The sequence below is a fragment of the Hydrogenophaga sp. genome, from assembly GCF_025699295.1.
GTDB lineage: Bacteria > Pseudomonadota > Gammaproteobacteria > Burkholderiales > Burkholderiaceae_C > Hydrogenophaga.
The window spans coordinates 181301-206747 of sequence record NZ_JAILWB010000010.1 but is presented as its reverse complement, the minus strand read 5'-3'; the positions used below and the strand labels follow the sequence as shown (position 1 = coordinate 206747).

The window sequence follows — 25447 nt, the reverse complement described above, 5'->3', positions numbered from 1 at the left end:
TCCTGCTCGACCTGGGCCTGCCGCGCCGCGATGGTCTGGAGGTGTTGCGCGAACTGCGTGCCCGCAAGGACCGCGTGCCCGTGCTGGTGACCACCGCGCGCGACGCGGTGCAGCAGCGCATTCAGGGGCTGGACGCGGGCGCGGACGACTACATCCTCAAACCCTACGACCTGGACGAACTGCTCGCGCGCATCCGGGCCCTGCTGCGCCGCGCGTCGGGGCGTGCCGAACCGGTGTACGAGCACATGGGCGTGAGCATCAACACCGCCACGCGCGAGGTGATGGCCCAGGGCGAACCCGTGGTGCTGTCGGCGCGCGAATGGGCCGTGCTCGAGCCGCTGATCGCGCGCCCGGGGCGCGTGCTCTCACGCGTCCAGCTCGAGGAGAAGCTCTATGGTTGGAAGGACGACGTGAGCAGCAACGCCGTGGAGGTCTACATCCACGGCGTGCGCAAGAAGCTCGGTGCCGGCCTGATCCAGAACGTGCGCGGCGTCGGTTACATGGTGCCCAGGGCTCCGGGAACATGACGAGGCTGCTGTCCCTGCGTTCTCTGCGCACGCGCCTGATCGGCCTGCTGCTGCTGGCCATCGTGCTGGCGGCCGGGGTGCAGGCGCTGGTGGTGTACCGCCAGGCACGGGCCGAGGCCGACGGCATCTTCGACTACCACATGGAGCAGATGGCACAGGCCCTGCGCGTGGGTGTGGCGCTGCCTGCACTGCCGTCGCCGCTGGGCGAGGAGGCCCTGGCGCCGGAGACCGTCGACTTCTTCGTGCAGGTCTGGACCAGCGACGGCCTGCGTGTGTTCCAGTCCGGCACCAGCGCCGATCTGCCGCAGCGCGCCGTGCTGGGTTTCTCCAACATCGAAGTGGATGGTCGACCCTTTCGCGTCTATTCGATGCGCTCGCGCGCCCAGGTGATCCAGGTGGCGCAGGACATGCGGCCGCGCCAGGTCATGGCGCGCGCTCTGGCCTGGCGCACCGTGCTGCCGATTGCCTGGATCGCGCCGTTGCTGATGCTGGTGGCCTGGGGCGTGGTCAGCGTCTCGCTCGCGCCGGTGGCTCGCGTGCGGCGGCAGGTGGCCGCGCGCGAGGTCGACGAACTGGTCGAAGTGGGGGAGGAGGGCCTGCCGGATGAAATCCGCCCACTGGTGCACGAGCTCAACTTGCTGTTCGGCCGCGTGCGACAGGCCTTCGACGCGCAGAAGAACTTCGTGGCCGAGGCCGCGCACGAGCTGCGCTCGCCACTGGCCGCCCTGCGGCTGCAGGCGCAGGGCCTGCAGCGCGCACGGGACGACGCCACGCGCGCGCTCGCGGTGCAGCGGTTACTGGCGGGCATCGACCGCGCCACGCGCCTGGTGGAGCAGCTGCTGCTGCTCGCGCGCCAGCAGGCGCACCCCGGTGCTTCGCTGACACCTCCGCAGCCGGTGGCGCTGGCCGCGCTCGCGGCGCAGGTGGTGGCCGACGCCGCCGAGCAGGCGCGCGCGAAGCAGATCGACCTCGGCATGGGGCAAGCCGATCCGGGGACTCTCAATGGTCATGCCGAACCGCTGCGCATTCTGCTGGCCAATCTGGTGGACAACGCGCTGAAGTACACACCCGAATGCGGCACGGTGGATGTGGCGGTGCAGCGCGATGCGGGCGAACTCGTGCTCTCGGTGGAAGACAGTGGCCCTGGCATTGCCGAGGCCGACCGGGCGCGCGTGCTCGACCGCTTCTACCGCGTGCCGGGCTCGACCGCAGCCGGCAGCGGCCTGGGCCTGGCCATCGCGAGCGCCATCGCGCAGGCGCACGGCGCGTCGCTGGAACTGGGTTGCTCCAGCCGGCTCGGTGGTCTGCGGATTGCGCTGCGGCTGCCGGCGCTGCCGTCTTAAGCACCGTCTAACTCTGGGGGCTCACAGTCGGGATGTGTTCAAACCATCCTTGTTGAAGAAGGAGCTCTCATGAAAACCCTGTCCCTCAAAGCCTCTCGCCTCGTGCTGTCGCTCGCGGCCGCGGGCATCGTGGGCGGTGCCAGTGTCGGCCTGGTGTCCGGCACCCACGCCACCGCGGCCGCACCGGTGGCGACCCTGCAGTCGCCCAAGCCCGTGGCCAGCGCCTTGCCCGATTTCGCGCAGATCGCGCAACGCCACGGCGCGGCCGTGGTCAACATCAGTGTGGTCGGAAAGACCCATCCGGACGAGGAGCAGCAAGCGGCTGCGAACCGCTTGCCCGGCATCGATCCGGACGACCCGTTCTTCGAGTTCTTCAAGCACTTCCAGGGGCCGGGCATGCCGGGTGGTGGGCGCGAGATGCCGGCACGCGGGCAGGGCTCGGGCTTCATCATCAGCGCCGATGGCCTGGTGCTGACGAATGCACACGTGGTGCGCGACGCGCAGCGCGTGACCGTCAAGCTCACCGACCGGCGTGAGTTCGTGGCCAAGGTGCTGGGTTCCGACCCCAGGACCGATGTCGCGGTGCTGCGCATCGACGCCAAGGAGCTGCCGGTGGTGCCGCTTGGCAGCGCGCGGGACCTGAAGGTGGGCGAGTGGGTACTCGCCATCGGTTCACCGTTCGGCTTCGAGAACAGCGTGACCGCTGGCGTGGTCAGCGCCAAGGGCCGTTCGCTGCCCGACGACAGCTTCGTGCCCTTCATCCAGACCGACGTGGCGGTGAACCCGGGCAACTCGGGTGGCCCGCTGTTCAACACGCGCGGCGAGGTGGTCGGCATCAACTCGCAGATCTACAGCCACACCGGGGGATACCAGGGGCTGTCGTTCGCGATCCCGATGGAGACCGTGCTCAAGGTCAAGGACCAGATCGTGGCCCACGGCAAGGCTCGCCACGCCCGCCTGGGCGTATCGGTGCAGGAGGTGAACCAGACTCTGGCCGAGTCCTTCAAACTCGACAAGGCTGCGGGCGCGCTCGTCTCCAGCGTGGAGCCCGGCGGCCCGGCCGACCAGGCCGGCCTGAAGGTGGGCGACGTCATCCGCCAGATCGACGGGCAGGTCATCGTCGGCTCGGGCGACCTGCCAGCCTACATCGGCCAGGCCCTGCCGGGCGACAAGGTGCGGCTGGACGTCTGGCGCCAGGGCAAGGACGTGAGCCTGTCCGCGCAACTGGGCGATGCCGCCACCAGAACCACCAGGACTACCGACGGCGAAAAGGCTGGGGACCAGGGCCGCCTTGGTCTGGCGCTGCGTCCGCTGGCACCGCATGAGCGGCGCGCGGTCGGCGTGGCGGACGGAGGCCTGGTGGTGGAAGATGCGCGGGGGCCCGCCGCGCTGGCCGGTGTGCTGCAGGGCGACGTGCTGCTTGCCGTCAACGGGGCGAAGGTGGAGAGCATCGAGCAGGTGAGGGCGTTGCTGGACAAGTCGGGCAAGTCGCTGGCCCTGCTGATCCAGCGCGACGGCGACCAGATATTCGTGCCGGTGCGGCTGGGCTGAGACCGGCGTCGCGCCAACGAAAAGAGCCCCGCCATGGCGGGGCTCTTTGTCGATCGGACGGGGCCGCTCAGTCGACCTTCGCGCCCGAGAGCTTGACCATGCGCTCGTACTTGGTGCGCTCGCGCTTCATGAAGTCGTCGAACTGCTCGGGCGTGTTGGGGGCTGGTTCGGCAAGCAACTGCGCGAAGCGGCTCTTCACTTCGGGGGATCTCAGCGCGTCGCCGAACGCAGCGTTGAGCTTGCGTACCGTCTCGGGCGGCGTGCCGGCAGGCGCGACCAGGCCCCACCAGGTGTCGATCTCGAAGCCGGGCAGGGTCGCCGCCACCGTGGGCACGTCGGGCACCACGGCGCTGCGCTGCGCCGTGGTCACCGCCAGCGCCTTGAGCTTGCCCGAGCGGATGTTGGCCGCGGCGGTGGCGAGGTTGTCGAAGTTGAAATCGACCTGACCCGAGAGCAGACCCAGCTGTGCCGGGTTGCCGCCGCTGTAGGGAATGTGCACGGCGAAGATGCCGGCGCCGTTCTTGAACAGCTCGCCCGCCAGGTGGCCTGCGCTGCCGTTGCCGCCCGAGCCGTAGTTGAGCTTGCCGGGGTTGGCCTTGCCGTAGGCGATCAGGTCGGCCAGGCTGTTGATGTTCAGGCGCGTGGCGGTCTCTGCGTTCATCACCAGCACGTTGGGCACACGCAGCATCTGCGTGATGGGCGCGAAGTCCCTGGCCGGGTCGTAGGGCAGCTTGCTGAACAGCCAGGGGTTGATGCCGTGCGAGGCGGTGGTGGCGATACCCAGCGTCAGGCCATCGGGTGCAGACTTGGCCACCTGGCTCACGCCGATGTTGCCGCCCGCGCCGGGGCGGTTCTCCACGATCACCGTGCCCAGCGTGCCCTTGACCGCATCGGCCAGGATGCGCGCGGTCACGTCGATCGGGCCACCGGCCGAGAAGGGCACGACGATGCGCGTGGTGGTGGCCTGGGCCATGGCGGCGCCCGGCAGGGCGAGGCTGGCGCAAGCCAGGGCGGAACAGGTGATCAGTTGGCGGCGGTTCAGCATGGTGTGGTCTCCGTTGTTGTTGAAGAAGTTCAGGCCAGCTTGTCGGCGGCACTGGTGAAGGAATCGGCGAAGAAGGCCTCGTCCGGCAGTCCTGCCAGGGCGACATAGTCGCGGTGGGCCGACTCGACCACGATGGGCGCGCCGCAGGCGTAGACCTCGTGGCCCGAGAGGTCGGGGAAGTCCTGCAGCACGGCCAGGTGCACGAAGCCGGTGCGGCCGGTCCAGCCGTCCTCGGGCAGGGCGTCCGAGACCACGGGCACGTAGCGCAGGTTCGGCATCTCGGCCAGGCGGGCCTCGATCCACTCGCGCTGGTACAGGTCGGCTGGGCGCCGGCCGCCCCAGTACAGCGTGGCTGCTCGGGCGATGCCATTGTGCTGCATGTGTTCGATCACCGCCTTGATCGGCGCGAAGCCGGTGCCCGAGGCCAGCAGCACGATGGGCTTGTCGCTGTCCTCGCGCAGGAAGAAGCTGCCGTATGGCCCCTCGATGCGCAGGATGTCCTTTTCCTTCATGGCGCCGAACACGTGGTCGGTGAACTTGCCGCCGGGCATGTGGCGCAGGTGCAGTTCCAGCGAAGGTTGCGTGGCCTGGGTATGCGGGGCGTTCGCCATCGAGTAGCTGCGGCGGTCGCCGTCGCGCAGCAGGAATTCGACGTACTGGCCGGCGTGGTACTGGAAGGTGTCGCTCGCGGGCAATTGCAGCCGCAGCACGATCACGTCGTGCGAGGCGCGCTCCAGCGTGTTCACGCGCGCCGGCATCTTCTTGATCGGAAAGGCGCCGGCTTCAGTGACCTGGCGCGATTCGAGCACCACGTCGCTGTGCGCGACACCGCAGCAGGTGAGCACGTAGCCGGCGGCCTCTTCCTCGGCGTTCAATGCCTTGGGCTGGTGCGGGCCGTGTACCACGCTGCCCGAGACCAGCTTGCACTTGCAGGAGCCGCAGGCCCCGTCCTTGCACCCATAGGGCAGGCCGATGCCCTGGCGGATGCCGGCGGCGAGCATGGCCTCGTCGGGCTCGGCGGTGAAGGTGCGCCCACTGGGCTCGACGGTGATCGTGAATGTCATACTGGCACGTTTGAAGAAGAAGAGGCCGACAGGCGCGCACCCGCGCACGCAGCAACCGGCCATTGTCGCAAATTCGGATTCCGCATGAGCCTCCTTGGCGCTTTGCCCGCACGCTTCCGGCGTGAACGGGTTCTTATCGTGGGTTGTGGTGACGTCGGTCTGCGCGCTGCGCGCGCTCTGGGCGGCGGTGAGCGCGTGCGCCTGCTCGCGCTCACCTCCAGCCCGGCGCGCGGCCCGGCGCTGCGTGCGCAGGGCATCACGCCGCTGCAGGGCGACCTGGACGACCCTCGCAGCCTGCGCCGCCTGGCGGGCCTTGCCACGCGCGTGCTGCACCTGGCGCCGCCGCCCTCGGGTGAGCTCGCTGACTGGCGGCTCGATCCGCGCACCCGCGCACTCGCGCGCGCGCTGGCGCAGCGTTCGCTGCCCGTCGCGCTGGTGTATGGCTCCACGACCGGTGTCTACGGCGATCGGCAGGGGCGCTGGACCGACGAGGCCACGCCGGTCCAGCCGCTCACGCCGCGCGCCTGGCGCCGGGTGGATGCCGAGGCCATGCTGCACTGGCTGGGCCGAGCCACCGGTGTGCGCACCACCGCGCTGCGCATCCCGGGCATCTACGCGCCCGATCGCGAGGGTGGCACGCCGCGCGAGCGGCTGCAGCGCGGCACGCCGGTGCTGCGCGCCGAAGACGACGTCTACACCAATCACATCCACGCCGACGACCTGGCGCGCGCCTGCGTGCTGGCGCTGTGGCGCGGGCGGCCGCAGCGCAATGTGAACGTGGTGGACGACACCGAACTCAGGATGGGCGACTACTTCGACCTCGCGGCCGACCTCTACGGCCTGCCACGTCCGCTGCGGGTGGCACGCGATGCCGCGGGCGACGCCCTGCCGCTGGTGCTGCTGAGCTTCATGAGCGAGTCGCGCCGGCTGCACAACCGGCGCATGAAAGAAGAGCTGCGCCTGCGCCTGCGCCACCCCACGGTGGCCGAGGGCCTCAGGCCGTCTGCTTGAGCGTCGTGAACAGCCAGCCGGTGTAAGTCACGTACACCGCCAGCAGTGCCAGTGCCTCGAAGCGGTTGATGCGGCCCTTGCGGCCGCGAAAGCCCCAGCCCATGGCGAACAGCACCACGGTCAGGCCCAGCATCACGGGGAAGTCCCGCGTCAGCACATCGGGCTCGATCGACATCGGCGCGATGGCGCCGGCGATGCCGACCACCGCAAGCGAGTTGAAGAGATTGGAGCCCAGCACATTGCCCAGCGCGATGTCATGCTCGCCCTTGCGCGCCGCGGCCACGCAGGAGGCGAGCTCGGGCAGCGAGGTGCCCACGGCCACCACGGTCAGGCCGATCACGAGGTCGCTCACGCCCAGCGACTGCGCGATCTGAACCGCGCCCCACACCAGCAGCTGCGAGCTGCCCACGAGCACCAGCAGCCCCACCACCACCCACATGATCGAGCGCGGCAACGGCATGGCGTGCGCCTGCAACTCGGCGGCGGTTTCGGTGGCCAGCGCATCGCCGCCACCGCGCAGGCCTTCCACGATCGACCAGCCCATCACGGCGGCAAACACACCGAGCAGCACCCAGGCGTCCTCGCGGGCGAGTTGACCGTCCCACACAAGGTACCCGGCCAGCAGGGTGACGGCGGTCAGCAGCGGCAGTTCCTTGCGCAGGATGACGGATTGCACCCGGATCGGCGCGACCATCGCGGTCACGCCCAGAATGAGCGCGATGTTGACGATGTTCGAACCCCAGGCATTGCCCAGCGCCAGCCCGGGGTTGCCCTGCGATGCGGCCAGTGTGGACACCACCATCTCGGGCGCCGAGGTGCCGAAACCGACGATCACCATGCCCACCAGCAGCGGCGGCACCTGGAAGTGTCCTGCGGTGGTGGAGGCCCCTTCGACAAAGCGGTCGGCGCTCCAGACCAGGAGGATGAGGCCAGCGACGAGGGCAAGGACGGGCATGAGCATGGCGTGCGGACTCCTCAAACAAGAAAGGCCACGCAACACAAGCTGCATGGCCTTGGAGTATCTGGTGCCCGGGGTCGGAATCGAACCGACACTCCTTTCGGAACCGGATTTTGAGTCCGGCGCGTCTACCAATTTCACCACCCGGGCTTGGAAGAACGAAGTCGGAAATTATGGCACAGTGCTGGGCATGAACTACCCGACGATTGAGGACGCCATCGGCAACACACCCCTGGTGGCGCTGCAGCGGATTGGCGTGGCGGACAACGCGCCGCGCGGCAACGTGATCCTGGGCAAGCTCGAAGGCAACAACCCGGCCGGCTCGGTGAAGGACCGCCCGGCTGTCTCGATGATCCGGCGCGCCGAGGAACGCGGCGACATCAAGCCGGGGGACACGCTGATCGAAGCGACCTCGGGCAACACCGGCATCGCGCTGGCCATGGCCGCGGCCATCAAGGGCTACCGCATGGTGCTGATCATGCCGGAGGACCTGTCCATCGAGCGCGCCCAGACCATGAAGGCCTTTGGCGCCGAGCTCATCCTCACGCCCAAGAGCGGCGGCATGGAGTCGGCGCGCGACTTGGCCGAGAAGATGCAGGCCGAGGGCAAGGGCCGGGTGCTCGACCAGTTCGCCAACGAGGACAACCCGCGCGTGCACTACGAAACCACCGGACCCGAGATCTGGCAACAGACCGGCGGGCGCATCACCCATTTCGTGAGCGCCATGGGCACCACCGGCACCATCACCGGCGTCTCGCGCTTCCTGAAGGAGCAGAACCCGGCCGTGCGCATCATCGGGGCCCAGCCCAGCGAGGGCTCGCGCATTCCAGGCATCCGCAAATGGCCCACCGAATACCTGCCCAGGATCTACGACCCGAGCCGGGTGGACGAACTTGTGTACGTCAGCCAGGGTGACGCCGAAGCCATGTGCCGCCAGCTCGCGCGCGAGGAGGGCATCTTTGCCGGTATCTCGGCCGCGGGTGCGTGCTGGGTGGCGCAGCAGATTGCGCGCACAGTGGAGAACGCCACCATCGTCTTCGTGGTCTGCGACCGGGGCGACCGTTATCTCTCCACCGGCGTGTTCCCGGCCTGACGCACCGCACCGACCATGAGTACCGCGTTCCGGTTCTGCCCCTTGTGTGCGACCCCGCTGGCCCTGATCGCCCAGGAGGAAGACAGCGGGCTGGTGCAGCGCCTGCGCTGCCCGGGTTGCGATTTCACGCACTGGAACAACCCCACCCCGGTGCTGGCGGCGATCGTCGAGGTGGATGGCCTCGTCATGCTCGCGCGCAACGCCGCCTGGCCGGGCAAGATGTACGGCCTCATCACCGGCTTCATGGAGGCGGGCGAAACCCCTGAGGACGGGATCCGTCGCGAGATTGGCGAAGAGACATCGCTGTCGGTGGATGCGCTCGAACTGGTGGGCGTGCACGACTTCCAGCGCATGAACCAGGTCATCATCACCTACCACGCACGCGCCCATGGCGAGGTGCGGCTTTCCCCGGAACTGGTGGACTACAAGCTCCTGCGGCCCGAACAGTTGCGCTGCTGGCGAGCAGGGACGGGCATGGCGCTGGCGCAGTGGCTGCGGCAACAAGGACACGAGCCGGTTTTCATGGAAGATTTGCCACAGAAACCTGCCGCGGGTCCGGCACGCAGCGCCGGCTAGCCATACTTGGCGCGCACCCGCGCTCTTGCGGCCCCTTGCTGGCGCGCTCCGACGCTTAGAATGCGGATTACCCAGGAGTACCCCCTCGTACCATGACTGCCGACAAAGAACTTGACGCCCGCGGCCTGAACTGCCCGCTGCCGATCCTCAAAGCGAAGAAGGCGCTGGCCGACATGCACAGTGGCCAGACGCTGAAGGTGATCTCGACCGACGCCGGCTCGGTGCGCGATTTCCAGGCCTTTGCCAAACAGACGGGGAATGTGCTGATGCATCAGGAGACCGTGGGCGGCGACCATATCTCCCTCCTCAAGCGCCGCTGATCGCAGGCAGGCGCACCCCGGACCATCCCACTCCACGCCCTGCCCACCATGGAAGTCCTGCTGCTCGACCCCCTTGTGCCCGAGGCGCTGGCCTGGCTGCAGGAACGCCATGAGGTGAGCTTTCGCCCCGAGCTGGCCGACGACCCCGCCGAGCTGCGCAAGAGCACCTACAAGAGCCGCGCCATCGTGCTGCCCCCGCACGTGGTGGTGTCTGGCGAGTTCCTGGACTTCGCGCCCAAGCTGGAGATCGTGGCGCGCATGCAGATCTCCAGCGACAACACCGATCTCGACGCTTGCGCGCGGCGCAATGTGCGCGTGCTGCAGGCGCGCAGCGCCACGGTGCGATCCAACGCTGAATACCTGCTCTACGGCCTGCTGATGCTGTACCGCCGCGGCATGATCAGTGCGCTGCTCGGGCGCAAGATCTCACAGGTGCGCATGGGGCGCGAGCTCTCGGGCAGCACGGTGGGCCTGCTCGGCCTGGCACCTGTGGCCCACACGCTGGCACCCATGCTGCGCAGCCTGGGTGTGCGCCTGCTGGGATACGACCCTGCCGTGCACCACGCTGCCGACATCTGGGACAAGCTCAAGGTCGAGCCCGTCACGCTGCAGGATCTGCTGGCGCACTCCGACGCGATCTCGCTGCAGATGGTGTACGCCTCGCGCTTTCGCGGCTGGATCAACGAGCGCATGCTCAACCACTGCAAGCCCGGACAGCTCTGGGTGGGCGTGAGCCGCAGTTCGCTGTTCGACGCCGAGGCCCTGGCCCTGGCTCTGTGCGATGGCCGCATCGACGCCTGCCTGCTCGACGGGGCCAACCCGCAATTCGCGGCCGAAGGCACGCCGCTGCACGGCATTCCCAACCTGCACCTCACGCCACGCCTGGGTTCGCACACGCGCGAAGCCAAGCTGCGCGCGAGCTGGTACGTGGCGCACCGCATGCACGAGACGCTGTCACCCGCCGCCGCGCAGAGCGAACCCCGCGTGAGCGATTTCTCGGTGCTGGACAACCTCGACTACCAGGAAACCAGCGATCCGCAGGCGGTTTCACCGTCGCAGTGGAGTTCGATCGCGATGCACCGGAACTGAGCGCCGCTCAGGCGCTCAGGCGGGCCAGTTGCTCGCGCACCTTGCTCAGCGTGGCGGAAAAGTCGGCCACGCGTTTCTTCTCCTGATCGATCACTGCCGGCGGCGCCTTGGCCACGAAGGCCTCGTTCGACAGCTTGGCCGTGGCCTTGCCGATCTCGCCTTCCAGGCGCGCGGCTTCCTTGCCCAGGCGCGTCTTTTCGGCGGCCACGTCGATCTCCATGAACAGGCACAGGCGGGCTTCACCCACCACCGCCACCGGCGCGGCCTGCGCCGCGGCCGCCCACGCGGCCTCATCCTCGAACACACGCACCTCACTCAGTTTGGCCAGGGCCTGCAGCACCGGGCCGGCGGCGCGCATGAAGTCGGCATCGCCCACGGCGTACAGCGGCAGGCGCGTGGCCGGCGAGACGCTCATCTCGCCGCGCAGCGTGCGGCAGGCGTCGACCAGCGCCTTCAGCTTGACGACATGCGCGATCGCGGCTTCGTCGATCTTGTTCGGCTGGCTCTCGGGGTAGCGCGCGATGCTGACCGACTCGCCCGGCAGGCCGGCCACGGGTGCGACCTTCTGCCAGAGTTCCTCGGTGATGAATGGAATGACCGGGTGCGCCAGGCGCAGGATGGCCTCCAGTGTGCGGATCAGCGTGCGGCGCGTGGCCCGCTGCTGGGCGGCATCACCGGTCTGGATCTGCACCTTGGCGATTTCCAGGTACCAGTCGCAGAACTCGTTCCAGACGAAGTCGTAGATCGCGTTGGCCACGTTGTCCAGCCGGTATTCGGCGAAACCTCTGGCCACCTCGGCCTCGACCTTTTGCAGCACGGAGCTGATCCAGCGGTCGGCCTGGCTGAAGCTGAGGTAGCCGTGGAAGGGCTGCCCCACGGCGCATTCGGCCTTGGTGTGCTCCTGCAGGCCGCAGTCGTGACCCTCGCAGTTCATCAGCGTGAAGCGCGTGGCGTTCCAGAGCTTGTTGCAGAAGTTGCGGTAGCCCTCACAGCGTTTGCTGTCGAAATTGATGCTGCGGCCCAGCGAGGCCAGCGCGGCAAAGGTGAAGCGCAGCGCATCCGCGCCATAGGCGGGGATGCCGTCGGGGAATTCCTTTTCGGTCTGCTTGCGCACCTTGGGTGCGGTTTCGGGCTTGCGCAGGCCGGTGGTGCGTTTCTCCAGCAGGGGCGCGAGCGCGATGCCGTCGATCAGGTCCACCGGGTCAAGCACGTTGCCTTCGCTCTTGCTCATCTTGTGACCCTGCGCGTCGCGCACCAGGCCGTGGATGTAGACGTGCCTGAACGGCACGCGGCCGGTGAAATGGGTCGTCATCATGATCATCCGGGCGACCCAGAAGAAGATGATGTCGTAGCCCGTGACCAGCACGCTGCTGGGCAGGTAGAGGTTGTAGTCGTCGGTCGAGCTGTCGGTCTGGTTCGGCCAGCCCATGGTGCTGAACGGCACCAAAGCGGAGGAGTACCAGGTGTCCAGCACGTCGGGGTCGCGCGTGAGCGTCCGGCCCGGGGCTTTCGCCTGCGCTTCGGCTTCGTTGCGCGCCACGATCACGTTGCCGGCTTCGTCGTACCAGGCCGGGATCTGGTGGCCCCACCAGAGCTGGCGCGAGATACACCAGTCCTGGATGTTGTTCATCCACTGGTTGTAGGTGTTGACCCAGTTCTCGGGCACGAAGGTGACTTCGCCCGACTGCACGGCGGCAATGGCCTTGTCGGCGATCGAGGTGCCGCTGGTGTTCTTCTCGTTGCCCTTGGACTGCATGGCCACGAACCACTGGTCCGTCAACATGGGCTCGATCACCTGCCCGGTGCGCGCGCAGCGCGGCACCATGAGCTTGTGCTTTTTGGTCTCCACCAGCAGGCCGGCGGCTTCCAGGTCGGCCACCACGGCCTTGCGCGCGACAAAGCGGTCCATGCCGCGGTACTTCGCGGGCGCGTTGTCGTTGATGGCCGCGTCCAGCGTGAGCACACCAATGATCGGCAGCTTGTGGCGCTGGCCCACCGCGTAGTCGTTGGTGTCGTGCGCGGGCGTGACCTTGACCACGCCGGTGCCGAATTCGCGGTCCACGTAGGCGTCGGCGATCACCGGGATGTCGCGCTCGCACAGCGGCAGCTTCACGGTCTTGCCGATCAGCGCGGTGTAGCGCTCGTCCTCCGGGTGCACCATCACCGCGGTGTCGCCCAGCATGGTCTCGGGGCGCGTGGTGGCCACCACCACGGAGCCGCTGCCATCGCTCAGGGGGTAGCGGATGTGCCAGAGGAAGCCCTCTTCCTCCTCGCTCTCCACCTCCAGGTCGGACACCGCAGTCTTGAGCACCGGGTCCCAGTTCACCAGGCGCTTGCCGCGGTAGATCAGGCCCTGTTCATACAGGCGCACGAAGGTCTCGGTGACCACGGTCGAGAGCTTCTCGTCCATGGTGAAGTACTCGCGGCCCCAGTCCACGCTGTCGCCCATGCGGCGCATCTGCGTGGTGATGGTATTGCCACTCTGTTCCTTCCACTCCCAGACCTTGGCGACGAAATTCTTGCGCGCCTCGGCCGGCGTGGGCCCCATGTCGTGGCGGCTGATGCCCTGGGCCTGCAGCTGGCGCTCCACCACGATCTGCGTGGCGATGCCGGCGTGGTCGGTGCCCGGCACCCAGACCGTGTTGGCGCCGGCCATGCGGTGGTACCGCGTGAGGCTGTCCATGATGGTCTGGTTGAACGCGTGGCCCATGTGCAGGGTGCCGGTCACGTTCGGCGGCGGCAACTGAATGGCGAACGAGGGTGCGCCGGCCTGGGGGGCGCCTGTGCCGCGGAACCCGGCCGCACCATAGCCCCGGCGTTCCCACTCCGGGCCCCAATGGGCTTCGAGCGGGGCGGGTTCGAAGGATTTCGCCAGGGATTGCAGGCCGGGCTGGTGCAGGGTGTCGGTCATGGGGTGCCAAAAATGGAAACGGCATCCCGCAGGATGCCGTCAAGGGGCAGGGAAGTCGTCGATTTTATTCGACCACCTCCTCAGGCGGCCGCGACCGGCAGCTCGCGGGCGGCGGCGATGCAGTCGGCCAGCACCCGCGCGTCACCGATCTGGTTGGCCAGCAACAGGATCAGCCGCGCATTGAGCAGTTCGGCGTCTTCGCGGCTCAGGCCAGCGTGGGCGTCGAGCAGCTGTTCGTAGAAGGCATCGGGGTCCTGGAGTTGGGGGGTGAGTTTCATGGCTGTTTGTCTCCGCGCAGGCCGAGCGAGCGCTCGATGGCCGCGACCAGTTGGGCGTTGATGGTTTCGCCACTGGCGGCGAGATAGCCGTCGGGGCGCACCAGCGCCCAGGCGTGACCGAACACGTGGCAGGCACCCTGCAGGTGCCCCCGGGGGTCCCGGACGTGTTCGATCGCCTGCCCGGGCGCATCGGCGCCCAGCACCTGAACGCTGCGCACCGGCGCGTCCAGGCAGAGGCGGCGCAGCCGCTGGAGGGCGGTGGCGGGGAGATCGCCGAACACGAGCAGCAGCAGGTCGCCGGCGGCCCAGTTCAGCAGGTCGTTGACCTGGCCGCGGCTGCCATCGGCCCACTGGAACTGCACGTTCTGCACCGACTGGCCCGCGGCGCTGCCCTGTGCATAGGCGCAGGCCGTGGAGCGGCTGTAGGGGTTGGCGACGGCCATGCGGCCGGTATTGATGAAGCTGCGCGCAAACGGGTACTGGCGCGCCAGGCCGATGGCCGCCTGGCGGAACAGGCGCTCGCTGCCTTCGGCCGGGCGCAGGAAGCGCGCGGTGCGGTTGGTCACGCACACGTTCTGCTGGGCCGCCTCCAGGCGCTCCTCGTCGTAGCTCTGAAGCAGGGCCGCATGGGCCTTGCCCCGCAGTACGGCGGCGAGTTTCCACGCCAGGTTGTCGGCGTCGGCCACCCCCGTGTTGCCACCGCGCGCGCCGAACGGGCTGACGACCTTGGCGGAGTCGCCCATCAGGTACACGCGGCCATGGCGCATGGCGTGCACGCATTCGCTGCGGTAGGCATAGGGCCCGACCCAGACGATTTCGACCTCCACGTCCTTGCCGAACTGGCGCGCCAGGCGCTCGCGCACCACGTCCTCGCGGCTGACGTACTCGGGGTCGGCGTTGGGGGCCATCTGGTAGTCGATGCGCCAGACGTCGTCGGCCATCAGATGCTGCCAGACCGCGCGGTTCTCGTTGAACGGGGCTTCGATCCAGGTGTGGCGCTCGGTGGGCGGCTGGGTGCTGAAACGCACATCGGCGATGCACCAGCGGTCGTCGCCGCGGCGCGAGTCGAACGGCACGTTCAGCCATTTGCGCAGCGGGCTGTGCGAGCCTGTGGCGTCGATCACGTGCTCGGCCTCGATGCGGTAGCTGCCGGCGGGTGTCTCCACCGTGAGCGTGGCGGCCTCGCTGTTCTGTTCGAAAGCGGTCAGGCGGTTCTGCCAGCGCAGGTCGATGCCGCCGAGTTCCTGGATGCGGTCGACCAGGAAGGCCTCGATGTAGAACTGCTGGATGTTGATGAAGGGGGGCTGACAGGAGAGGTGGAAGTTGCCCTGCTGGCGCAGGTCGAAGCTGTACACCTCGTCTTCGCCCGCGAAGGTGCGCCCCACGCTCCATTGCGTGCCCTTGGCCGCGATGCGCTCGAAGATGCCCAGACGCTCGAAGATCTCCAGCGACTTCTGCGTGTAGCAGATGCCACGAGAGGACGCGCCCTTCACGCCGACGGTGTTGTCCTCGTCGATCAGCACGGCGCGCACGCCCAGGCGCGCCAGTGAGCAGGCCAGCGTCAGGCCGGTGATGCCGCCGCCCACGATCACGATGGGGTGGCGCACGGTGGCAAGGCCTTGCAACTCGGGTGGTGGAACGAAGGGGTACTCCGGCAGCACGTAGCCGGCGCCGCTGGTGAACTCATAGCTGTTCGTGAGGGCGGTGTCGCGATAGGCCGAAAAGGACATGTGCCTGCTCCGCTCAGGACTGTGAGCGCGCCACCACTTCGGGGCGGTCGTTTCGCTGCGGCTTGAGGGGCGCTGAGCTCTTGCCTTCGGCACGCTCGCGGCGCCATACCTCCTTGCGCGCGGTCCACTCGGCCAGACGTGCGTGCGCGGTCTTGCTTTCCTCGAGCATCTCGAATTCGTCGGCCAGCTGCGCGGTGAGTTCCAGGCGGATGCCGTTCGGATCGAAGAAATAGATGCTCTTGAAGATGTGGTGGTCGGTCACGCCAAGCACCTCGATGCCGCTGGCCTCCAGGCGTGCCTTGGTGTTCTCCAGCTCCTGCTCGGTATTGACGCGGAAGCTGATGTGGTTGACCCACTTGGGCGTGTTGGGGCTGGGCAGCGCGGCCTCGTCGTCGCCGAGGTCGAAGAACGCGATGAAGGAGCCGTCCTGCAGGCGGAAGAAGAAGTGCGTGTAGGGGCAGTACTCGCCCGTGCTGGGCACGACGTCGCTCTGGATGATGTGGTACAGCGGCAGGCCCAGGATGTCCTCGTAGAACCGGCGCGTTTCCTCTGCGTCCCTGGCCCGGTAGGCGTAGTGGTGCAGCTGCTGGATCGGTGCGGGAGCGGGCAGGGTGGCGGGGGTCGGCATGTCGGTCTCCTGAAGGTCGTCGGATGCGGGCGCGGGGGAATAAGCGTTCACCATTATGCAACGCATTTCTCTTATCGTAATTGAATAGGCCTGCAGCGCACTCCAGTTTGAGGCAATCCCCCAGCCCTGTCGACGACCCGCCGGGGTGCCTGGCGCGTGGTTTGTGTTCCAGCGGTCCTGGTGCGATCTGCGTTGGCGATAATCCACGTTTCCCCGGCGCGCGCCTCTTGTGCCTGCAGGCGCGCCTTGTTTCCGACCCGTTGCCCATCCAAGATGCTCTTCCTGATCTCGCCCGCCAAGGCCCTCGATTACGAGACGCCGCTGCGCGTCGCCACACACACGCAGCCCTTGTTCGTGAAGCAGTCGGCGGCGTTGATCGAGGTCCTGCGCGAGAAGTCGCCGCGGCAGATCGCCGAACTGATGAACCTGTCCGACGCGCTTTCGGGGCTGAACGTCGCGCGCTACCAGGCCTGGCGGCCCCGGTTCACGGAGAAGAACTCCCGGCAGGCGGTGCTCGCATTCGACGGTGACGTTTACGGCGGGCTCGATGCCCGCACGCTCGGCGAGTCCGAACTGGACTGGTTGCAGCAGCACCTGTGCATCCTCAGTGGCCTGTATGGCGTACTGCGCCCGCTCGATCGCATGCAGCCTTACCGGCTCGAAATGGGCACGCGGCTGAAGACCACCGCCGGCAGGAACCTCTACGAGTTCTGGGGCAACCAGATTGCCGAGTACCTGAACAAGCGGGCCCGGGCCGACCGCAGTCCGGTGGTGATCAACCTCGCCAGCGAGGAGTACTTCAAGGCCGTGGACCGCAAGGCGCTGCTGCCGCGCGTGATCACGTGTGCCTTCGAGGAGCGCAAGGCCGATGGCTACAAGGTCATCAGCTTCATGGCCAAGCGTGCGCGCGGCCTCATGGTGCGGTACGCTGTGACGCACCGCGCCACCACCCCCGAGCAGCTCAAGGGCTTCGACCTTGAGGGATACCGGTTCGTGCCCGCCGCGTCGTCGCCCGACCGGCTGGTGTTCCGCCGCGAACAGAAGGCCTCGCCACCATGAGCCAGACCGTCACCCCCGAATTGCGCCGCTGGATCATCGAGCAGGCGTCCGCCGGCTTTGCACCCGAGGTGGTGCTGGCCTCCATGATGGCTTCCGGCTGGCAGGAGTCGGTCGCCGTGGCCGCGCTCGAGAGCACGCTGCACGAACACCTGCGCACCCAGGCCGTGGTCAGACCACAGGCAGCCGAGCCGGAGTCGCCGCCCGATCAGCTCCAGGCCGCGTCGTCCTCTGCCGGCGTCCCCGTCCCCGACCTGGATCTGAGCCGCGCGCCGCACCAGATCGATGCCGGTGACCGGCTGGTGGACGTGATCGCCACGCTGAACCATCCGCGCGTGGTGGTGCTGGGCAATCTGCTGAGTGCCGAGGAGTGCGAGGCGCTGATCGAGTCCGCCCGCCCGCACCTGGCGCGCTCCCTGACGGTGGAGACCAAGACGGGCGGCGAGGAACTCAACCCAGACCGTACCAGCAGCGGCATGTTCTTCACGCGCGGGCAGACGCCCGAGGTGGCGCGCGTCGAAGCCCGCATCGCACGGCTGCTGAACTGGCCGCTGGAGAACGGTGAAGGCTTCCAGGTGCTGAACTACAAGCCGGGCGCCGAGTACAAGCCGCACTACGACTACTTCGACCCCGCCGAACCCGGCACGCCCACCATCCTCAAACGGGGCGGCCAGCGCGTGGCCACGCTGGTGATGTATCTCAACGAACCTGCGCGCGGCGGTGGCACCACCTTCCCCGACGTGGGCCTGGAAGTCGCGCCCGTGCGTGGCAACGCGGTGTTCTTCAGCTATGACCGTGCCCACCCATCCACCCGCACGCTGCATGGTGGCGCGCCAGTCATCGAGGGCGAGAAGTGGGTGGCCACCAAGTGGCTCAGAGAACGGGAGTTCGTGTGAACACGCCCGAACTGTCGCAACTCGGCAAAGCTTCGGCCTACATCGACCAGTACGACGCCTCGCTGCTGTTTCCCCTGCCCCGCGAGGCCAAGCGGCGCGAGATCGGCATCACCGGCAGCGTACCCTTTCTCGGCGCGGACCTGTGGACCGCGTTCGAGCTGAGCTGGCTCAACCTGCGCGGCAAGCCACAGGTGGCGCTGGCGCACATCACGGTGCCCTGCGAGAGCACGCACATCGTCGAGAGCAAATCGTTCAAGCTCTACCTCAACAGCTTCAACAACACGCCGTTCGCCAGTGCCGACGCGGTGCGCGAGCGAATCCGCGACGACGTGAGCGCCGCCATCTGGCAGGGTGGGCCGGTGCAGGCCAACGCCGGTGTGAAGCTCCTGCTGCCCGAACATTTCGACCGCGAGCCGGTGCACGAACTCAGCGGCTTGTTGCTCGACCGGCTCGACGTGGAATGTACGCAGTACCAGCCCGCGCCCGAACTGCTCACGGCCGCCTTCGATGAAAAACCCGTGGACGAAACGCTGGTGAGCCACCTGCTCAAGAGCAACTGCCTCGTCACGGGCCAGCCCGACTGGGGCAGTGTGCAGATCGCCTACAGCGGACCGCAAATCGACCAGGCCGGCCTGCTGCAATACATCGTGAGCTTTCGCAACCACAACGAGTTCCACGAGCAGTGCGTCGAGCGCATCTACATGGACATCTGGCAGCGCTGCAAACCCGCCAAGCTCTCGGTCTACGCGCGCTATACGCGCCGCGGCGGGCTGGACATCAACCCCTGGCGCAGCAGCCACCCGCAGCCACCACCGGCCAACGTGCGCACCGCGCGGCAGTAGCCGTACCGCGCGCGTGGGTTACAGCATCTTCTGGATCAGTGCGCCCTTGAACAGCACCGGCCCGGTCGGGCCGCGTTCGCTGGGCACGCCGCCCTTGGGTTCCAGGCTGATCGCCAGCGCCGGCACCTCGCGCACATCGGCTTCGCCCGCCGTCAGCTGCAGCAGGCGGTCCTGACCCAGCACACCGAGTGAGCGCGGCCCGCCCGTGGGTGGCAGCGCCCAGAGTTGCAGCGATTTGTCGCCCGCTTCCTGGAAGCCGCCCACGCGTTGCAGCGTCAGCTTCTTGCTCTTGGGATCGAAGGTCACCAGCATGGAGGCGCTGGCCTGGTCGTCGTTGAGCACGGCCACGTACTCGATGGCGGGCGTTGCCTCCAGTTTTGCCTGCAGTTCGCCGATCTGCGTGCCCAGGTCGTCGCGCAGACCCACGGCGGTGACCACCGCCAGCACGGTGGCCAGAGCGCCGGCAGCGGTGGTGCCGCGCCACAAGGCGAGGCTGCGAAGCCAGCCACCGGTCTGCGATTTCACGGGGGCCACGCGCGCGGCGGCCATGGCGTGCTGCTCCCGGTCGGCGCGCACGAGGTTCTCGATGCGCGTCCACACGGCAGGTGCGGGCTCGCTCGGGAGCTGCAGCTCATTCATGCTGGCCACGCGGCTTTGCCACACGAGCGCGGCGGCGCGCACTGGTGTCTGTTCGCGCGCCATGGCCTCGAAGCGACGGCGCGCACCACCGCGCAGAGTGCCCAGGGCGTGGGCGGCAGCGAGTTTGTCCAGCAGTTCGGGGTGTTGGGTGAGGTTCATGTCGGGGTCCTCAGGCAAAGCGCGCCATGCAGGTGCGCAGTTGCTCCAGTCCGCGGCGGATCCAGGTCTTGACGGTGCCCAGCGGCAGCTTGAGCTGCTCGGCCAGTTCGCTGTGGCTCAGGTCGCGCAGATAGGCCAGGCTGACCACCTCGCGCTGGCGGCTCTCCAGCTTGCCCAGGCACTGGTGCAGCGCCCACGCCTGCTGGCTGGCCAGGCTCACGTCCATGGGGTTGGGGGAAGGGCCTTCCATCGTGTCGGCCATCACGTCGTCGATCTCGTCTGTCAGGTGGGCGCGCTCGGCGCTGCGCCGGCGAAGGCAGTCCAGCGATCGGCTGCGCACGATGATGCCCAGCCAGGCCATGGGCGGGCTCAGGCTGGCACGGTAGTCGGCGGCCGAACGCCAGATCTGCAGGAAGGTCTCCTGCAACACGTCTTCGGCCCATTCGTGCTTGTTCACCACGCGCAGCGCGAGCCCGTAGAGCTTGGACGACACCGTGTCGTACAGCGCCTTCAGAGCCGCTTCATCGCGCAGCGCCACGCGGTCGATCAGGGCGATGAGGGCTTCGTCGGGGCTGTGTGTCATGGCCGCATTGTGCGGCAGGCCTGGTACCTCTGTTCTGCCCGGTGCATTCGGGGTGCGGCTCCATGCCCATTGCAGTACGGCGCCAGCGCGCACCACACGGGCACGGGCGTCGGGGTGTCGAACGGGGTGTTTCATGGCCGTCTCCTGCGCGGCTGGACCTGGGTGGGAACGGTCAGCGCCGTGACGCTGGTGACCGTGAGCGTGCCGGGTGCGGGTTCGACGATCTGCTCCCCGTGCCACACGCGCAGGCGTGCCGCACCCTCGGGCACATCCCGCAGCATCGCCATGCCCTGCGCGTCGGTCTTGACGGCCCACGGCGAGTCGGTCACGAAGATGAAGCCTCGCATGGAACTGTGCAGGTGACAGCCCAGTTGCATGGCGCCGGCTCTGGTCAGTGTCACATCGACCACGGCAGCGTCCTTGCCGGCTGCCTGGCCGTCCAGCCGCAGTTCGAAGCCCGCGTCAGGACCCGCGTTGAGACCTGTCAGGCCAGCGGGCACGCCACGCACATGGTGGTCCCAGCTGTCGAGGTTGACGAATCTCACGCGCGAACCCACCGGCAGCACGCTGGTACCGGGCACGAACTGCATCTTGAGTTGCTGGATCGTGGCCTGTGCCGGCAGGGGCGCGACGGGTTGGCTGACCGTCAGCGGCTCAATCACCACCACGGCGTCGGCGAGTGGCAGGCCATCTCGCGCGAGCACCGCCACCTGTATGGTCGCCGCGGTCGCGGCCAGGGGCATCAGCAGGGACGAAACCAGCAGTGTGGCCAGCGTGGCGCGGGAGGTCATGGCGGGTGGGTCCGTTCAGTCTTCACCGCACGGTGATGGTGTCACGGTGCATGGGGGCGAGCAGGGCCAGCATCTGGTTCTGCCGCGTGAAAGGAATACCCCGCGCGTTCATGCTGTCCTGCAGCACCTCGACCAGGGCGTTGAAATGCGCCTTGGTGATGTCGCGGTCCTGGTGGGCGGTTTTCATGTCCGGGCCCTTGTAGACGCAGGGGCCGCCCGAGAGCTGGCAGAGCTGGTCACCGAGCGACTTCGCGAGGTTGGGCAGGTTGGTGTCCTTGAACTGGTCACCGATGCGCGGGTCGGCGCGCAGGCGTTGCACGAAGTCGTCCATGAGGCTGCGGATGCCGGCCTGCTCGCCGAAGGCCTGGTACAGGCCGGGGGCGGGGGCGACGGGGTAGGCGCTGGCGGTGCTCGGCGCGGGGGTCTGGGCCAGCAGAGCACCGCTGGAGAGCGCGAACAGGGTGAGGGCGGTGGCGGTGATGAGGTGTTTCATGGTGGAGCCTGTGCAGAGGTTGTTCAGAATGCGATCTGGGCCGAGAGGTAGACACCGGTCTGTTTGCGCCGCTGGGTGGTTGCGGGCACGATGCGGCCCAGGTCCACATAGGCGGCGGTCAGGGAGACGTTCTTGCTCGGCGCGTAGGCGATGAAGAGATCCATCCAGTCGTCGCCACGCAGGCCGTCGCCCAGGCCCGCAGCCTGGCCGGCGCGCTCGAGCTTGTTGGGCATGGCGCGGTATTCGACACCCACTGCCAGCTTGCTGCTGACCAGATACGCCACCGAGATCTCGGGCTGGAGCTCGTAGCCGTTGTCGGCACCGCCGAGCCGGGCTCCGAAACCCAGCAGGCCGCCCTGGTTGGCCTGCGTGGCGCGCAGCATGGCGTTGACCAGAATGCCCTGCGCCAGGAAGAGTTTGGTGGCGCTCACATACACATCGGTGCCGCGCCGCTTCGCGCCCAGCGTGTCGAGCGTGCCGTCCAGCCCGCTGGACTGAAGGTTCTTGAACTGCACGCCCACGGCGATCTGCGGCATCAGGCTGTCGCTGTCGAGCACGGCGTCACCCGCGACGCGCCACTTCGCGCCCAGCACGTCCTGCTTCAGATGCAGACCGGGCAGGCCGAGCAGGGTGCCGGTGTTGCCGGTGTTGAAGTCCTGGCGCGCTGCCGAGACTTCGAACCGGTCGTGGATGCCCACGGCCACGCCGTAGGCGCTCAGGCCGTAGTCGCGCGTCACGGCGCGGCTCGCGAACGCCGACACGCCCACTTCACCTTCGGTGGCCTGGCTGCCGATCACGGCCCAGGGTGAGATGCCGCCGCCGGCAGCGCCTTCCACGCTGCTCACGCCGCCGGTGAGCAGCAGCTTGCCGGTGTCGGCATGTCCCGGCGTGGCCGACAGCAGCGCGACGGTGGCGGCCAGAGGCAGCAGGCGCAGGGCCCTGTGGTGAGGGGATTTTTTGGACTGGTGTTTCATGGGGCTGTGGCTCGTGAAGTGGCAGAAGGGTGTTGTTGGCCTTCTGGTTACGCGCCGTGCCGCCCACTGGATTCAGGTCGACACACAAAAAGGCCCTGGTGTGAAGGCTGTCACACCAGGGCCTTTTTTGCCGTCCGCGTCTCAGGAGGCCTGCTGGAAGCCTTCGAGCAGGTTGACCGCGTTGGTGCCGACCTCGTCCACCGCGTAGCCGCCTTCGAAGGTGAACACGGCTGGAAGGCCGGCGCCCGCCAGCGCGGCGCCGATGGCGGCGTAGTCCGCGCTCTGGAGCGTGAAACCCGAGATCGGGTCGCCCTCGAAGGTGTCCAGGCCCATGGGAACGACCAGCGCGCTGGCGCCGAAGTCGCGCACGGCCCGCAGCGCGGTGTCCAGCGTGGCGCGCCAGGACGCAAAGCCCGTGCCGCGTGGCAGCGGCAGGTTGAGGTTGAAACCCGTGCCTTCACCCGCGCCCCGCTCGTCCGCGTGCCCGAGGAAGAACGGGTACTCGGTCGCCGGGTCGCCGTGGATCGAGACCGTGAGCACGTCGGGGCGCTCGTAGAAGATGGTCTGTGTGCCGTTGCCGTGGTGGTAGTCCACGTCCAGCACGGCGACCCTGGCGTGGCCGGCATCGCGCAGCGCCTGCGCGGCGATCGCTGCGTTGTTCAGGAAGCAGTAACCGCCCAGAAAGTCCGGCCCGGCGTGGTGGCCAGGGGGGCGGGTGAGCGCGAACGCGCTGCGCTCGCCCTGTGCCACCGCGTTGGCCGCAGCCAGTGCGCAGGCCGCGCCACCGCGGGCGGCGGCCCAGGTGCCGGCGGTCAGGGGCGAACCCGAGTCGAACGCGAACAGGCCCAGGCGTGCGGCGAAGTTGCCCGGCAGCACGTCGTTGCGGAACCCGTGGCGGCTGGACAGCGGCCAGACCGAGGGCAGGGCGTCGCGCTGCGCGTTCGCCGGCTCCATCGCCACCCAGTCGTCCCAGGCGCGGGCGAGGAAGTCCAGGTAGCGCGCGCTGTGCACGCGCGCGATGGCGATGTCCAGCGTGGCATCGTCCACCGCCGGCGGGGTCAGCGGGCCGAGCGGGCGGCGTTGCATCTCGGCGAGCACGAAATCCAGCCGCGCGGGCACCTCATGGCAGGGCACCATGCGGCCGCGAAACATTTCCTGCTGCCCGGCGTGGCCGGCGTGGTGGGGGTTGTGGAAGGTCTTCATGCAAGGCGGATCGTGAGGGAGGCCGCTCATCCTAGCGAAAGCGGCGACCTCATGCGGCGAGCGCCAGTGGAGTAGGTGCGCGGTGCAGCAGCCCGAACAGGTCTTTCGGGTCGGCCAGGCCAGGGACCAGCGGCAGTGCCTGGCCCAGGCCCAGTTCACCCGCCGCTTCCTTCAGGAAACGCAGCGCCGAATAGTCCTCCAGCGCGAAGCCCACCGAGTCGAAGACCGTCACCTGCGCCTTGTCCGTGCGGCCGTCCGCCCGGCCGGCCAGCACGCGCCAGAGTTCGGTGACGGGAAAGTCGGCCGGCAATTGCTGCAGGTCGCCCTCGATGCGGGTCTGAGGTTCGTACTCCACGAACACCCCGGCCTGGCGCAGCACATCGGCGTGCAGCTCGGTCTTGCCGGGGCAGTCGCCGCCCACGCCGTTGACGTGCATGCCGGGTTCGATCATCTCGGGCGTGAGGATGGTGGCGTTGGTCTTGTCGGCGGTGACGGTGGTCACGATGTCGGCGCCGCGCACGGCCTGCTTGCTGCTCTCGCACGCGATCAGGCGCAGGCCGCGCAGGCCCGCCAGATTGGCCATCAGCTTGCGCGTGGCGGCGGGGTCGGTGTCGTACAGGCGGACCTCGTCAATGCCCATGAGGTGGTGAAAGGCCAGGGCCTGGAACTCGCTTTGCGCGCCGTTGCCGATCAGTGCCATGCGGCGGCTGTCCGGGCGGGCCAGGGCGCGCGCGGCCACCACCGACATGGCGGCGGTGCGCAGCGCGGTGGTCAGCGTGAGTTCGCTCAGCAGCAGAGGCACACCGGTGGCCACGTCCGCCAGCACGCCGAACGCCATGACGGTGGGCAGTCCGCTGCGGGTGTTTTTCGGGTGGCCGTTGACGTACTTGAAGGCGAAGGTGGTGTCGTCGGCGATCGGCATGAGCTCGATCACGCCGTCGGCCGAGTGACTGGCCACGCGCGCGGATTTGTCAAACGCCGGCCAGCGCAGGTAGTCGGCGTGCAGGGTGCTGGCCATGCGTTCCAGCACAGTGGGCAGGCCGATGCGTTGGACGAGCGTGGCCACATCCTGGGCACTCAGGAACAGGGTGGGCAGGGCGGGGGAGGTGGGGGTGTTCATGGGGATGTCCTTGCAGATGCACCCAGTCTCTCAAGCCTCCGCGTCAATGTAAATCGACAACTCTGTATCAATTACGGCAGAAAATTGGCAATACGTCAGTGTTGGATAACATAATGCACATATGGATGCCCTCGACCAACAGCTGATCTCCTTGCTGCGCAAGGACGCGCGCACCAACGTGGCGGCACTGGCCAAGGCGCTCGGCGTCTCGCGCGGCACCGTCACCAACCGCATCACCCGGCTGGAAGACACAGGGGTGATCGTGGGCTACACGGTGCGCCTGCGGCCGGACGCCGAACCCACCGGCATCAGCGCGTGGATGAGCGTGGCGGTGGAAGGGAACCAGACCCGCGCCGTCATTGCCAGCCTGCTGGGTGAGCCGGGCGTGGCAGAGTTGCATGACACCAATGGCCGCTGGGACCTGCTGGCCGAGCTGCGCGCGACCAGCCTGACCGAGCTTTCGCAGGTGCTCGAACGCATCCGCCTGATCCGCGGCATCAGCAGCACCGAGACCAGCCTGCACCTGGCGACGTACCGCTTGTCCTGACCCGCCGGCCTGTCCTGCCC

26 protein-coding genes and 1 tRNA gene are annotated in these 25447 nt (G+C 68.1%); 12 read left to right on the top strand and 15 right to left on the bottom strand.

The window, feature by feature from the left end; all coding sequences use genetic code 11:
- From K5880_RS12730 to K5880_RS12720, 3 genes are all read left to right on the top strand, one after another.
- On the top strand, positions 1–527 hold a 527-nt coding region (locus K5880_RS12730; RefSeq protein WP_297652602.1), incomplete at its 5' end, for a winged helix-turn-helix domain-containing protein.
- A complete protein-coding gene (locus K5880_RS12725; protein WP_297652599.1) occupies positions 524–1870 on the top strand; it encodes an ATP-binding protein in 1347 nt (448 codons plus the stop codon). The genes K5880_RS12730 and K5880_RS12725, both read left to right, overlap by 4 nt.
- 69 nt (positions 1871–1939) lie before the next feature.
- Positions 1940–3421 (top strand): Do family serine endopeptidase, encoded by a 1482-nt coding sequence (locus K5880_RS12720; RefSeq protein WP_297652596.1) that lies wholly within the window; start codon positions 1940–1942, stop codon positions 3419–3421.
- Between the two features lie 67 nt (positions 3422–3488).
- On the opposite strand, the gene K5880_RS12715 is transcribed toward K5880_RS12720, so the two are convergent.
- Positions 3489–4466, bottom strand: coding sequence for a tripartite tricarboxylate transporter substrate binding protein (locus K5880_RS12715; protein WP_297652593.1), 978 nt, complete (start codon positions 4464–4466; stop codon positions 3489–3491).
- Between the two features lie 29 nt (positions 4467–4495).
- Complete coding sequence (locus K5880_RS12710) at positions 4496–5530, bottom strand: CDP-6-deoxy-delta-3,4-glucoseen reductase (RefSeq protein WP_297652589.1); 1035 nt, start codon at positions 5528–5530, stop codon at positions 4496–4498.
- Between the two features lie 84 nt (positions 5531–5614).
- Here K5880_RS12710 and K5880_RS12705 point away from each other — a divergent pair, with 84 nt between their 5' ends.
- Positions 5615–6541 (top strand): SDR family oxidoreductase, encoded by a 927-nt coding sequence (locus K5880_RS12705; protein ID WP_297652586.1) that lies wholly within the window; start codon positions 5615–5617, stop codon positions 6539–6541.
- On the opposite strand, the gene K5880_RS12700 is transcribed toward K5880_RS12705, so the two are convergent.
- Positions 6525–7502 (bottom strand): calcium/sodium antiporter, encoded by a 978-nt coding sequence (locus K5880_RS12700; protein ID WP_297652583.1) that lies wholly within the window; start codon positions 7500–7502, stop codon positions 6525–6527. The genes K5880_RS12705 and K5880_RS12700 overlap by 17 nt on opposite strands.
- 62 nt (positions 7503–7564) lie before the next feature.
- Positions 7565–7649 (bottom strand) — tRNA-Leu (locus tag K5880_RS12695).
- 40 nt (positions 7650–7689) lie between these two features.
- Here K5880_RS12695 and cysM point away from each other — a divergent pair.
- From cysM to K5880_RS12675, 4 genes are all read left to right on the top strand, one after another.
- Positions 7690–8592 (top strand): cysteine synthase CysM, encoded by a 903-nt coding sequence (gene cysM, locus K5880_RS12690; protein WP_297652577.1) that lies wholly within the window; start codon positions 7690–7692, stop codon positions 8590–8592.
- 15 nt (positions 8593–8607) lie between these two features.
- The gene (locus K5880_RS12685; RefSeq protein ID WP_297652574.1) at positions 8608–9168 is read left to right on the top strand and encodes an NUDIX domain-containing protein; all 561 of its coding nucleotides are present in this window, start codon (positions 8608–8610) and stop codon (positions 9166–9168) included.
- Positions 9169–9260: 92 nt separating this feature from the next.
- Positions 9261–9488, top strand: a complete 228-nt coding sequence (locus K5880_RS12680) for a sulfurtransferase TusA family protein (protein ID WP_297652571.1) — start codon at positions 9261–9263, stop codon at positions 9486–9488.
- 48 nt (positions 9489–9536) lie between these two features.
- Entirely contained in the window at positions 9537–10577 is a 1041-nt protein-coding gene (locus tag K5880_RS12675; protein ID WP_297652568.1) for an NAD(P)-dependent oxidoreductase, read from the top strand.
- Positions 10578–10584: 7 nt separating this feature from the next.
- Here K5880_RS12675 and K5880_RS12670 read toward each other — a convergent pair whose 3' ends face one another.
- The 4 genes from K5880_RS12670 to K5880_RS12655 all read right to left on the bottom strand — a co-directional run bounded on the left by K5880_RS12670 (position 10585) and on the right by K5880_RS12655 (position 16124).
- Positions 10585–13488: a valine--tRNA ligase gene (locus K5880_RS12670; RefSeq protein ID WP_297652565.1), complete on the bottom strand. Its 2904-nt coding sequence runs from the start codon at positions 13486–13488 to the stop codon at positions 10585–10587.
- An 80-nt stretch (positions 13489–13568) separates the two neighbouring features.
- Complete coding sequence (locus K5880_RS12665; protein WP_297652562.1) at positions 13569–13766, bottom strand: DUF2783 domain-containing protein; 198 nt, start codon at positions 13764–13766, stop codon at positions 13569–13571.
- Positions 13763–15496: an FAD-dependent oxidoreductase gene (locus K5880_RS12660; RefSeq protein ID WP_297652560.1), complete on the bottom strand. Its 1734-nt coding sequence runs from the start codon at positions 15494–15496 to the stop codon at positions 13763–13765. Before K5880_RS12660 ends, K5880_RS12665 begins: the two co-directional genes overlap by 4 nt.
- Before the next feature lie 13 nt (positions 15497–15509).
- Entirely contained in the window at positions 15510–16124 is a 615-nt protein-coding gene (locus K5880_RS12655) for a VOC family protein (RefSeq protein ID WP_297652557.1), read from the bottom strand.
- A gap of 273 nt (positions 16125–16397) precedes the next feature.
- Between K5880_RS12655 and yaaA the strand changes: the two genes are divergently transcribed.
- From yaaA to queF, 3 genes are read left to right on the top strand one after another with little or no spacing between them, the layout of a single operon-like run.
- The gene (yaaA, locus tag K5880_RS12650) at positions 16398–17183 is read left to right on the top strand and encodes a peroxide stress protein YaaA (RefSeq protein ID WP_297652555.1); all 786 of its coding nucleotides are present in this window, start codon (positions 16398–16400) and stop codon (positions 17181–17183) included.
- The gene (locus K5880_RS12645) at positions 17180–18076 is read left to right on the top strand and encodes a 2OG-Fe(II) oxygenase (protein WP_297652553.1); all 897 of its coding nucleotides are present in this window, start codon (positions 17180–17182) and stop codon (positions 18074–18076) included. The genes yaaA and K5880_RS12645 overlap by 4 nt, the downstream gene beginning before the upstream one ends.
- Positions 18073–18918, top strand: a complete 846-nt coding sequence (queF, locus tag K5880_RS12640) for an NADPH-dependent 7-cyano-7-deazaguanine reductase QueF (protein WP_297652550.1) — start codon at positions 18073–18075, stop codon at positions 18916–18918. The genes K5880_RS12645 and queF overlap by 4 nt, the downstream gene beginning before the upstream one ends.
- Positions 18919–18936: 18 nt before the next feature.
- On the opposite strand, the gene K5880_RS12635 is transcribed toward queF, so the two are convergent.
- The 7 genes from K5880_RS12635 to K5880_RS12605 all read right to left on the bottom strand — a co-directional run bounded on the left by K5880_RS12635 (position 18937) and on the right by K5880_RS12605 (position 24880).
- The gene (locus K5880_RS12635) at positions 18937–19716 is read right to left on the bottom strand and encodes an anti-sigma factor (protein ID WP_297652547.1); all 780 of its coding nucleotides are present in this window, start codon (positions 19714–19716) and stop codon (positions 18937–18939) included.
- Positions 19717–19726: 10 nt separating this feature from the next.
- On the bottom strand, positions 19727–20299 hold the full coding sequence (locus tag K5880_RS12630; RefSeq protein ID WP_297652544.1) for a sigma-70 family RNA polymerase sigma factor: 573 nt from the start codon (positions 20297–20299) through the stop codon (positions 19727–19729).
- A gap of 131 nt (positions 20300–20430) precedes the next feature.
- Positions 20431–21090 (bottom strand): plastocyanin, encoded by a 660-nt coding sequence (locus K5880_RS12625; protein WP_297652541.1) that lies wholly within the window; start codon positions 21088–21090, stop codon positions 20431–20433.
- Positions 21091–21112: 22 nt separating this feature from the next.
- Entirely contained in the window at positions 21113–21583 is a 471-nt protein-coding gene (locus K5880_RS12620) for a group 1 truncated hemoglobin (RefSeq protein WP_297652538.1), read from the bottom strand.
- Between the two features lie 23 nt (positions 21584–21606).
- Positions 21607–22557, bottom strand: a complete 951-nt coding sequence (locus tag K5880_RS12615; RefSeq protein ID WP_297652535.1) for a DUF3034 family protein — start codon at positions 22555–22557, stop codon at positions 21607–21609.
- Between the two features lie 141 nt (positions 22558–22698).
- Positions 22699–23760, bottom strand: a complete 1062-nt coding sequence (locus K5880_RS12610) for a histone deacetylase family protein (RefSeq protein ID WP_297652532.1) — start codon at positions 23758–23760, stop codon at positions 22699–22701.
- 49 nt (positions 23761–23809) lie between these two features.
- Complete coding sequence (locus K5880_RS12605) at positions 23810–24880, bottom strand: ornithine cyclodeaminase (RefSeq protein ID WP_297652528.1); 1071 nt, start codon at positions 24878–24880, stop codon at positions 23810–23812.
- A gap of 121 nt (positions 24881–25001) precedes the next feature.
- On the opposite strand from K5880_RS12605, the gene K5880_RS12600 reads away from it, so the two are divergent.
- Positions 25002–25427: an Lrp/AsnC family transcriptional regulator gene (locus K5880_RS12600; RefSeq protein ID WP_297652526.1), complete on the top strand. Its 426-nt coding sequence runs from the start codon at positions 25002–25004 to the stop codon at positions 25425–25427.
- Positions 25428–25447 lie beyond the last annotated feature (20 nt).

Bases quoted from the DNA above. Each gene is read 5' to 3' on its own strand.
- K5880_RS12725 (WP_297652599.1), top strand. From the start codon at position 524: ATGACGAGGCTGCTGTCCCTGCGTTCTCTGCGCACGCGCCTGATCGGC.
- K5880_RS12720 (WP_297652596.1), top strand. From the start codon at position 1,940: ATGAAAACCCTGTCCCTCAAAGCCTCTCGCCTCGTGCTGTCGCTCGCG.
- K5880_RS12715 (WP_297652593.1), bottom strand. From the start codon at position 4,466: ATGCTGAACCGCCGCCAACTGATCACCTGTTCCGCCCTGGCTTGCGCC.
- K5880_RS12710 (WP_297652589.1), bottom strand. From the start codon at position 5,530: ATGACATTCACGATCACCGTCGAGCCCAGTGGGCGCACCTTCACCGCC.
- K5880_RS12705 (WP_297652586.1), top strand. From the start codon at position 5,615: ATGAGCCTCCTTGGCGCTTTGCCCGCACGCTTCCGGCGTGAACGGGTT.
- K5880_RS12700 (WP_297652583.1), bottom strand. From the start codon at position 7,502: ATGCTCATGCCCGTCCTTGCCCTCGTCGCTGGCCTCATCCTCCTGGTC.
- cysM (WP_297652577.1), top strand. From the start codon at position 7,690: ATGAACTACCCGACGATTGAGGACGCCATCGGCAACACACCCCTGGTG.
- K5880_RS12685 (WP_297652574.1), top strand. From the start codon at position 8,608: ATGAGTACCGCGTTCCGGTTCTGCCCCTTGTGTGCGACCCCGCTGGCC.
- K5880_RS12680 (WP_297652571.1), top strand. From the start codon at position 9,261: ATGACTGCCGACAAAGAACTTGACGCCCGCGGCCTGAACTGCCCGCTG.
- K5880_RS12675 (WP_297652568.1), top strand. From the start codon at position 9,537: ATGGAAGTCCTGCTGCTCGACCCCCTTGTGCCCGAGGCGCTGGCCTGG.
- K5880_RS12670 (WP_297652565.1), bottom strand. From the start codon at position 13,488: ATGACCGACACCCTGCACCAGCCCGGCCTGCAATCCCTGGCGAAATCC.
- K5880_RS12665 (WP_297652562.1), bottom strand. From the start codon at position 13,766: ATGAAACTCACCCCCCAACTCCAGGACCCCGATGCCTTCTACGAACAG.
- K5880_RS12660 (WP_297652560.1), bottom strand. From the start codon at position 15,496: ATGTCCTTTTCGGCCTATCGCGACACCGCCCTCACGAACAGCTATGAG.
- K5880_RS12655 (WP_297652557.1), bottom strand. From the start codon at position 16,124: ATGCCGACCCCCGCCACCCTGCCCGCTCCCGCACCGATCCAGCAGCTG.
- yaaA (WP_297652555.1), top strand. From the start codon at position 16,398: ATGCTCTTCCTGATCTCGCCCGCCAAGGCCCTCGATTACGAGACGCCG.
- K5880_RS12645 (WP_297652553.1), top strand. From the start codon at position 17,180: ATGAGCCAGACCGTCACCCCCGAATTGCGCCGCTGGATCATCGAGCAG.
- K5880_RS12635 (WP_297652547.1), bottom strand. From the start codon at position 19,716: ATGAACCTCACCCAACACCCCGAACTGCTGGACAAACTCGCTGCCGCC.
- K5880_RS12630 (WP_297652544.1), bottom strand. From the start codon at position 20,299: ATGACACACAGCCCCGACGAAGCCCTCATCGCCCTGATCGACCGCGTG.
- K5880_RS12625 (WP_297652541.1), bottom strand. From the start codon at position 21,090: ATGACCTCCCGCGCCACGCTGGCCACACTGCTGGTTTCGTCCCTGCTG.
- K5880_RS12620 (WP_297652538.1), bottom strand. From the start codon at position 21,583: ATGAAACACCTCATCACCGCCACCGCCCTCACCCTGTTCGCGCTCTCC.
- K5880_RS12615 (WP_297652535.1), bottom strand. From the start codon at position 22,557: ATGAAACACCAGTCCAAAAAATCCCCTCACCACAGGGCCCTGCGCCTG.
- K5880_RS12610 (WP_297652532.1), bottom strand. From the start codon at position 23,760: ATGAAGACCTTCCACAACCCCCACCACGCCGGCCACGCCGGGCAGCAG.
- K5880_RS12605 (WP_297652528.1), bottom strand. From the start codon at position 24,880: ATGAACACCCCCACCTCCCCCGCCCTGCCCACCCTGTTCCTGAGTGCC.
- K5880_RS12600 (WP_297652526.1), top strand. From the start codon at position 25,002: ATGGATGCCCTCGACCAACAGCTGATCTCCTTGCTGCGCAAGGACGCG.